Source organism: Pseudomonas sp. Mn2068, assembly GCF_049319725.1.
GTDB classification, from domain to species: Bacteria; Pseudomonadota; Gammaproteobacteria; order Pseudomonadales; family Pseudomonadaceae; genus Aquipseudomonas; species Aquipseudomonas gingeri.
Map to the genome: position 1 here is coordinate 163,029 of NZ_JBMOUG010000015.1, position 7,735 is coordinate 170,763.

General features: G+C 63.4%; 8 protein-coding genes. 3 read left to right on the forward strand and 5 right to left on the reverse strand.

Annotated elements, in window-relative coordinates:
* The first annotated feature begins 38 nt into the window (after window positions 1-38).
* The gene (locus tag ACL9RJ_RS27110) at window positions 39-1,163 is read left to right on the forward strand and encodes a GNAT family N-acetyltransferase (RefSeq protein ID WP_422765849.1); all 1,125 of its coding nucleotides are present in this window, start codon (window positions 39-41) and stop codon (window positions 1,161-1,163) included.
* A 17-nt stretch (window positions 1,164-1,180) separates the two neighbouring features.
* On the opposite strand, the gene aqpZ is transcribed toward ACL9RJ_RS27110, so the two are convergent.
* The 5 genes from aqpZ to ACL9RJ_RS27135 form a co-directional block, all read right to left on the reverse strand.
* Entirely contained in the window at window positions 1,181-1,879 is a 699-nt protein-coding gene (gene aqpZ / locus ACL9RJ_RS27115; RefSeq protein WP_017124529.1) for an aquaporin Z, read from the reverse strand.
* Between the two features lie 192 nt (window positions 1,880-2,071).
* Window positions 2,072-3,904 (reverse strand): ABC transporter ATP-binding protein, encoded by a 1,833-nt coding sequence (locus tag ACL9RJ_RS27120; RefSeq protein ID WP_017124528.1) that lies wholly within the window; start codon window positions 3,902-3,904, stop codon window positions 2,072-2,074.
* Window positions 3,905-3,989: 85 nt separating this feature from the next.
* A complete protein-coding gene (locus ACL9RJ_RS27125) occupies window positions 3,990-4,556 on the reverse strand; it encodes a peptidylprolyl isomerase (RefSeq protein WP_017124527.1) in 567 nt (188 codons plus the stop codon).
* Between the two features lie 3 nt (window positions 4,557-4,559).
* Window positions 4,560-5,363, reverse strand: coding sequence for an alpha/beta fold hydrolase (locus ACL9RJ_RS27130; RefSeq protein WP_017124526.1), 804 nt, complete (start codon window positions 5,361-5,363; stop codon window positions 4,560-4,562).
* Window positions 5,364-5,377: 14 nt separating this feature from the next.
* Window positions 5,378-6,301, reverse strand: coding sequence for a LysR family transcriptional regulator (locus ACL9RJ_RS27135; protein WP_017124525.1), 924 nt, complete (start codon window positions 6,299-6,301; stop codon window positions 5,378-5,380).
* A 49-nt stretch (window positions 6,302-6,350) separates the two neighbouring features.
* Between ACL9RJ_RS27135 and ACL9RJ_RS27140 the strand changes: the two genes are divergently transcribed.
* Together ACL9RJ_RS27140 and ACL9RJ_RS27145 are read left to right on the forward strand one after the other, a co-directional pair.
* Entirely contained in the window at window positions 6,351-6,665 is a 315-nt protein-coding gene (locus tag ACL9RJ_RS27140) for a 3-phosphoglycerate kinase (protein WP_042934642.1), read from the forward strand.
* 147 nt (window positions 6,666-6,812) lie between these two features.
* Window positions 6,813-7,412: an FMN-dependent NADH-azoreductase gene (locus tag ACL9RJ_RS27145; RefSeq protein WP_017124523.1), complete on the forward strand. Its 600-nt coding sequence runs from the start codon at window positions 6,813-6,815 to the stop codon at window positions 7,410-7,412.
* Window positions 7,413-7,735 lie beyond the last annotated feature (323 nt).

Below are 7,735 nucleotides of genomic sequence, written 5' to 3' on the forward strand. Positions count from 1 at the left end.
ATACTCCCACGGCGTTATGCACCTGCCTGGGGATACCGATGCCGCTACAACGTCTGCAAAGCCTGTCCGAGATCGTTCCCGCGGATTGGGATGCGCTGGTGCCCGCAGGGCAACCGTTTCTGCGCCACGCCTTCCTCAGCGCCCTGGAGGACAGCGGCAGCCTGGGTGAACATTCCGGCTGGCAGCCCGAGCACCTGCTGCACGTCGAGCAGGGACGGCTGATCGCGGCGCTGCCCAGCTATCGCAAGTGGCACTCCTACGGCGAGTACGTGTTCGACCACGGCTGGGCCGACGCCTGCGAGCGAGCCGGGATCGCCTACTATCCCAAACTGTTGACGGCGGTGCCGTTCAGTCCGGTCAGTGGCGCGCGCCTGCTGGCAGCCAGTGCCGCGGACGGTTTCGAACTGCTGGCGGCGCTGCCGGGGTACCTGGAGATCGAGGAGCTGTCCAGCGCCCATATCAACTTCACCGACAGCCTGGCCGATGCCGCCCTGGCGGAACAGCCGGGCTGGCTGCAGCGTTTCGGTTGCCAATACCATTGGCAGAACCGCGAGTACCGCGACTTCCAGGATTTCCTCGACGCCCTGAGCTCGCGCAAGCGCAAGCAGATGCGCAAGGAGCGCGAGCAGGTCGCGGCCCAGGGCTTCGAGTTCGAATGGCTGGAAGGTCGCGAGCTGAGCGAGGCGCAGTGGGACTTCGTCTACGCCTGCTACGCCAACACCTACGCGGTACGCCGCCAGACGCCGTACCTGACCCGGGAATTCTTCAGCCTGCTGGCCGAGCGCATGCCCGAGGCGATCCGGGTGGTCCTGGCCCGCCAGGATGCACGCCAGGTGGCCATGGCCTTCAGCCTGATCGGTGGCGACAGTTTCTATGGCCGTTACTGGGGCTGCCTGGCCGAGTTCGATCGCCTGCATTTCGAAACCTGCTTCTACCAGGGCATGGACTACGCCATCGCCCACGGCCTGCAACGTTTCGACGCCGGGGCCCAGGGCGAGCACAAGCTGATTCGCGGTTTCGAACCGGTGATCACCCATTCCTGGCATTACCTGCGCCATCCCGGCCTCAAGGCGGCGGTGAGCGATTTCCTGGCACGCGAGCGGGTCTGCATCCTGGCCTATGCCGAAGAGGCGAGGGCGGCGCTGCCTTACCGGCAGGCCTGACCTTCGCCGTTGCCGTATCAGCCATCGTCCTTGCCCAGCCAGCGATAGACCAGGCCACCGAACAGCGCCCCGAGCAGCGGTGCGAGCCAGAACAGCCACAACTGCTGGAGCGCCCAACCGCCGACGATCAAGGCCGGTCCGGTGCTGCGGGCCGGGTTGACCGACGTATTGGTCACCGGGATCGAGATCAGGTGGATCAGCGTCAGTGCCAGGCCGATGGCGATGGGCGCCAGTCCGGCGGGAGCGCGTGGGTCGGTGGCGCCGAGAATGATCAACAGGAACATCGCCGTCATGACCAGTTCGCAGACAAACCCCGCGACGACCGAATACCCCCCGGGAGAATGCGCGCCGTAGCCGTTGGCGGCCAGGCCCCCGGCCAGTTCGAAGCCGGGCTTGCCGCTGGCGATGAAGAACAGCAACGCCGCTGCGACGATGCCACCGATCACCTGGGCGAGCACATAGGCCGGCAGTTCCCGCAACGGAAAGCGCCCGCCGACCACCAGCCCGACGGAAACCGCCGGATTCAGATGACAGCCACTGATATGGCCGATGGCGAAGGCCATGGTCAGCACCGTCAGCCCGAACGCCAGGGAGACGCCAAGCAGGCCGATGCCCACGGCGGGAAATGCCGCCGCCAGTACCGCGCTGCCGCAACCTCCCAGAACCAGCCAGAAAGTACCTATTCCTTCTGTGATAGAACGTTTGAACAGAGACATGCGTCCCGTCCTTGATAGGTCAGCCTATCGCTTCGATAACGCGATGATGCATCCGTGCAGTCTGACAACAGGTCCCATGCCGGAACCTGGGATGAGTACAGCAGGATCTACCGACAATTCCAGTGCCTGGAAACGACCACGGCCCTTGTTTTCAAAGGGCCGTGGCATCAGCGGGGGGGGAGCTGGCGCGAATCAGTCGATACCGACGAACCCACCGGTCTGGTGTTGCCACAGCCGCGCATACAGGCCGCCATGGGCCAGCAGCTCGGCATGGCTGCCGGTTTCGGCGATACGGCCGTTTTCCAGGACCACCAGGCGATCCATGCGGGCGATGGTCGAGAGACGGTGGGCGATGGCGATCACGGTCTTGCCCTCCATCAGGGTTTCCAGGCTTTCCTGGATCGCCGCCTCGACTTCCGAATCCAGTGCCGAGGTCGCCTCGTCCATGATCAGGATCGGCGCGTCCTTGAGCAGCACCCGGGCAATGGCGATGCGCTGGCGCTGGCCGCCGGAGAGTTTCACCCCGCGCTCGCCGACATGGGCGTCGAAGCCGGTACGGCCCTCGGCGTCCGAGAGCAGGGGAATGAACTCGTCGGCCCTGGCCTTGTGCACCGCTTCCCAGAGCTCGGCATCGCTGGCATCGGGCTTGCCGTACAACAGGTTGTCGCGGATCGAGCGGTGCAGCAGCGAGGTGTCCTGGGTGATCATGCCGATGCGCTCGCGCAGGCTTTCCTGGGCGACTTCGGCGATGTCCTGGCCATCCACCAGGATGCGTCCGCCCTGCAGGTCATAGAGCCGCAGCAGCAGGTTGACCAGGGTCGACTTGCCGGCGCCGGAAGGGCCGATCAGGCCGATTTTCTCGCCAGGACGAATGGTCAGGTTGAGATCGCCGATCACCCCGCTGCGCTTGCCGTAGTGGAAGTCCACATGCTCGAAGCGCACCTCGCCCTGACTGACCGCCAGGCGCGGGGCCTGCTCGCGATCGGTCACGCTGACGGGCTGGGCGATGGTCTGCAGGCCGTCCTGGACCATGCCGATATTTTCGAAGATGCCGTTGACCACCCACATGATCCAGCCGGACATGTTGACGATGCGGATCACCAGGCCGGTGGCCAGGGCGATGGCGCCGACCGAGATCAGCGACTGGGTCCAGAGCCACAGGGCCAGGCCCGTGGTGCTGACGATCAGCAGGCCGTTCATGCTGGTGATGGCGACGTCCATGCTGGTCACCACGCGGGAGGCCAGCTGGGTTTTCTCGGTCTGTTCCACCAGCGCCTCGCGGGCGTACTGCTGTTCGAAATGGGTATGGGCGAACAGCTTCAGGGTGGTGATATTGGTGTAGCCGTCGACGATCCGGCCCATGAGCTTGGAGCGCGCATCGGAGGAGATCACCGAGCGTTCCTTCACCCTCGGCACGAAGTAGTAGAGGGCACCGCAGTAGGCGGCGAGCCAGACCAGCAGCGGGATCATCAGGCGCCAGTCGGCCTCGACGAACAGCACCAGGGAACTGATCACGTAGATCAGCACGTGCCAGAGCGCGTCGACGGCCTGGACGGCGGAGTCGCGCAGGGAGTTGCCGGTCTGCATGATGCGCTGGGCGATGCGTCCGGCAAAATCGTTCTGGAAGAAGTTCAGGCTCTGCTTGAGCACATAGCTGTGGTTCTGCCAGCGGATCATGCTGGTCATGCCCGGGCTGATGGTCTGGTGCACCAGCAGGTCGTGCAGGCCGAAGAAGATCGGCCGCAGGACCAGGGCGACCACCGTCATCCACAGCAGCTCGCCGCCATGGATCGTGAAGAAATCGGTATTGGGCGTGCCCTGGGCCAGGTCGATGATCCGACTCAGGTAGCTGAACAGTGCCACCTCGATCAGCGCGGCGAACAGGCCGACCACCAGCAGCGCGGCGAAACTCGGCCAGACCTGGCGCAGGTAATACAGGTAGAAGGGCAGGACGGTGTTGGGCGGGGCGGCGGTGGGGGCGTCGCGGAAGATATCGATCAGTTGTTCAAAACGACGATAGAGCATGGGGTCTGACGCCCGTCGGGCGGGCTCTCCTTGAAAGTGAAGCAGCGCCAGCCGCGGGCACCCGGCCCACGGTTGGCGCCTGCCTTTAGTCGATGCGCTTGGCCGACTTGATGATCACCGGATCGACCGGCACGTTCTGCATGCCTTGCTTGGTGGTGGTTTGCGAGTTGACGATGATGTCGACCACATCCATGCCTTTCACCACCTTGGCGAATACGGCATAACCGGCGTCGCGGCCCGGATCGAGAAAGGCATTGTCCGCGACGTTGATGAAGAACTGGCTGGTGGCCGAGTTCGGGTCCGAGGTCCGCGCCATCGACAGGGTGCCACGCACGTTGTGCAGGCCGTTGCTGGCTTCGTTCCTGATCGGGGCCTTGGTGTCTTTCTGCTGCATCTGCTGGGTAAAGCCGCCACCCTGGACCATGAAGCCCGGAATCACCCGGTGGAAGATCGTGTTGGTGTAGAAGCCGCTGTCCACGTACTCGAGGAAGTTCTTGGTACTGATCGGCGCCTTGACCGGGTCCAGTTCGATTTCGATGGTGCCGTTGGTGGTCACCAGTTGCACATGGGGTGCCTTGGCGGCATCGGTAGCGGCCATCAGGTTGGCGGCGAACAAGACGGAGCCGGTGAAGAGGGCGATTTTTTTCAGCATGGTTCAGTGATCCTGGGTGGTGGTTTCGACTGCGGTTAGAAACTCGAGCAGGGTACGGTTGAAGACCTTGGGTTGGTCCAGTGGTGTCGCGTGACGGGAGTCGGCGATGACCACCAGTCGCGCGTCGGGAATCAGTTTGACATAGCTTTCCTTCAGCGCGACCGGGGTGTAGTCGCGGTCGGCGCTGACGATCAGGGTTGGACAGGTGATACGTGAAAGTCGTTCCTGCACCCCCCAACCGACGATGGCGTCGAAGCTGGCGAGATAAGCACGTTTGTCGTTTTTTGCCCAGCGCTCGGTCATCTTGCGGCGCAATTCTTCCTGTTCCGGCTTGGGAAACAGCATCGAGCCGAGGGCCTTGCCGATACTGTTCAGGCTCAGCAGGCGTGCCAGGCTCCAGCGCTTGGCCCACTGCCAGTAGTCACCGGGGGTGCGCACCTTGACCTCGGGAGCACTGTTGATCACGCACAGGCTTCTCAGCAGCTGTGGCTGGTCCACGGCGATCTGGAAGCCGATCATCCCGCCCATGGACAGGCCCGCCAGATGCACGCGGCCCAGTTCCAGGTGTTCGATCAGCGCCACGATATCGGCGCTGAAACCGCCGATGCTGTAGCGCTCGCGGGGCTTGTCGGAGCGGCCATGGCCACGGATATCCATGACGATCACCCGGTAGTGTTCGGCCAGCACCGGCACCTGCATCTCCCAGTCCAGTCCGCTGGAGCCCAGGCCGTGTACCAGCACCACCGGCGTGCCGTGGCCATGTTCCTCGTAATGCAGTGTGCAACCGTCGTGTTCGAAATAGGCCATCGGTCAACGTCCTGTCAGGCTTGCTGGGGAGCCGCGAAGGGGGCGTCCAGTGGCGCGGTGTCGAAGGTGCGCAACAGCTCGACGAGAATCTGCGTCGCCGGTCCCAGGGGTTTGTCCTTGTTCGAGTACAGGTAGAACGTCGGGTGGCGGCTGCCGCCCTGGTCCAAGGGTAGTTGCTTGAGCAGGCCTTCGCGGATTTCCCGTTCGATCATGTGGCGTGGCAACCAGGCAAAGCCCAGTCCGTTGCCGACAAAGGTGGCGGCGGTGGCGAGGCTGCCGACGGTCCAGCGCTGCTCGGCGCCGAGCCAGCCGACATCCCGTGGCTGTTGGCGGCCGGAGTCGCGGATCACCACTTGCAGCTGGCTTTCCAGGTCCTGGAAGGTCAGTTCCCGTTGCAGGCGATGCAGGGCGTGTTCCGGATGGGCGACGGCGACGAACTCCACCGCGCTCATTTCGGTGCCCAGGTAGCCGGGGATATTGAAACCGCTGATGGCCAGGTCGGCTACGCCTTCGAGCAGTACTTCCTCGACGCCGGACAGCACTTCCTCGCGCAGGCGCACACGGCAGCCGCGGCTCTGCGGCATGAAGGCGGTCAGGGCCCGTACCAGCCGGGCATTGGGGTAGGCGGCGTCGACCACCAGGCGTACCTCGGCTTCCCAGCCCTGTTCCATGTGATGGGCGAGGTCTTCGAGCTGGCTGGCCTGTTTCACCAGTTGCCGCGAGCGGCGCAGCAACACGCCACCGGCTTCGGTCAGCACTGCCTTGCGCCCATCGATGCGCAGCAGCGGCACGCCGAGCTGGTCCTGCATGCGGGCCACGGTATAGCTGACAGACGACTGCGAGCGATGCAGGGCTTCGGCCGCCTGGGCGAAGCCGCCATGATCGACCACGGCCTGCAACGTTCGCCATTGATCGAGGGTCACGCGGGGCGCTTTCAAGTTGGGCTCCTCTTGTCCTAAGCTGGCGGTCCACATTGGAGACTGCCGAATGAGAAAGATCTGTTGTGTGTTGCTGGCGCTGTTGCCACTCAGCGCGTTTGCCTATCCCATCGATGTCGAGAAGCAACTCAATGGCCTGAGTATCGACTACACCACCTACGACACCGATGAAGACATCGGCTCGATCAATCTGAGCAACTACGGCAAGACCGACGCGGTGTGCAAGGTGGTGTTCCGCAACGGCCCCGAAGCCCCGCGGACCCGCCAGGTGGAAGTGCCGGCCGGCAGGAACACCAACGTCACCGCCAAGTTCAACCGCAAGATCATCCGGCTGCGCATGGACCTGTCGTGCTCGGCGAAATGAGACCGGTGGGGCATTGCCGACAAGCATGCTCCGTCTATAAACAAATTTATAGATAGGTTGTAGCAGATTTTTCCGCTTTTTAATCGATATCCTGCTGTTTAACCTTCACTCCATCGACTTACCGCACCCACCGATGGAGCACCTCCCATGTCCCGCGTTCTGATCATCGAAAGCAGCGCCCGCCAGCAAGACTCGGTTTCCCGTCAGTTGACCCAGCAGTTCATCAGCCAATGGCAGGCTGCACACCCGACCGACCAGATCAGTGTGCGCGACCTGGCGAAAAGCCCGGTGCCCCACCTGGACGGCAACTTGCTGGGCGGCTGGATGAAGCCGGTTGAACAGCGCAACGAGATCGAGCAGGCCTCCCTCGAGCGCTCCAACCTGCTGACCGACGAGTTGCTGGCGGCGGACGTGCTGGTACTGGCCGCGCCGATGTACAACTTCGCGATTCCGAGCACCCTCAAGGCCTGGCTGGACCATGTGCTGCGGGCCGGCGTGACCTTCAAGTACACCGAAACCGGGCCGCAGGGTCTGTTGACCGGCAAGCAAGCGTACGTCCTCACCGCCCGCGGCGGGTTGTATGCCGGTGGCACCAACGATCACCAGGAACCCTATCTGCGCCAGGTGCTGGCCTTCGTCGGTATCCATGACGTCAGCTTCATCCATGCCGAAGGCCTGAACATGGGCGGCGACTTCCAGGAAAAAGGCCTGAACCAGGCCAAGGCGCGGATCGCGCAGATTGCCTGAGACCTTAATCTTCAGCTAATCGCCGGGTGTTCTATTGGTCCTCAGCGAAATAGCCCCTTCAAGTTGTTTGCGCATCGAACCTCCCTTTGCACCGGTTGCTCCCTGGTGCACGTAACCCGATCCGGCTGCCCTGCCCGATCGGGTTTTTTTTCGCCCGAGATTTCACTCCCCCCGAAAAGCCGTTAAGGTCGCCGCCATCTATCTGTCCAGGCCGGTTTCCCTTGTGGGAGCGGGGGGGGGGGGGGGGGGGGTGGGGGGCTGTTGAGGGGGGCTACTGCGTAAGGGAAAGTCCCCACAACAAAAGCAACACCTACCAAAACAAA

What these genes read in the sequence shown, in the direction of transcription:
- ACL9RJ_RS27110 (WP_422765849.1), top strand. Translation starts at nt 39, where the DNA reads ATGCCGCTACAACGTCTGCAAAGCCTGTCCGAGATCGTTCCCGCGGAT.
- aqpZ (WP_017124529.1), bottom strand. Translation starts at nt 1,879, where the DNA reads ATGTCTCTGTTCAAACGTTCTATCACAGAAGGAATAGGTACTTTCTGG.
- ACL9RJ_RS27120 (WP_017124528.1), bottom strand. Translation starts at nt 3,904, where the DNA reads ATGCTCTATCGTCGTTTTGAACAACTGATCGATATCTTCCGCGACGCC.
- ACL9RJ_RS27125 (WP_017124527.1), bottom strand. Translation starts at nt 4,556, where the DNA reads ATGCTGAAAAAAATCGCCCTCTTCACCGGCTCCGTCTTGTTCGCCGCC.
- ACL9RJ_RS27130 (WP_017124526.1), bottom strand. Translation starts at nt 5,363, where the DNA reads ATGGCCTATTTCGAACACGACGGTTGCACACTGCATTACGAGGAACAT.
- ACL9RJ_RS27140 (WP_042934642.1), top strand. Translation starts at nt 6,351, where the DNA reads ATGAGAAAGATCTGTTGTGTGTTGCTGGCGCTGTTGCCACTCAGCGCG.
- ACL9RJ_RS27145 (WP_017124523.1), top strand. Translation starts at nt 6,813, where the DNA reads ATGTCCCGCGTTCTGATCATCGAAAGCAGCGCCCGCCAGCAAGACTCG.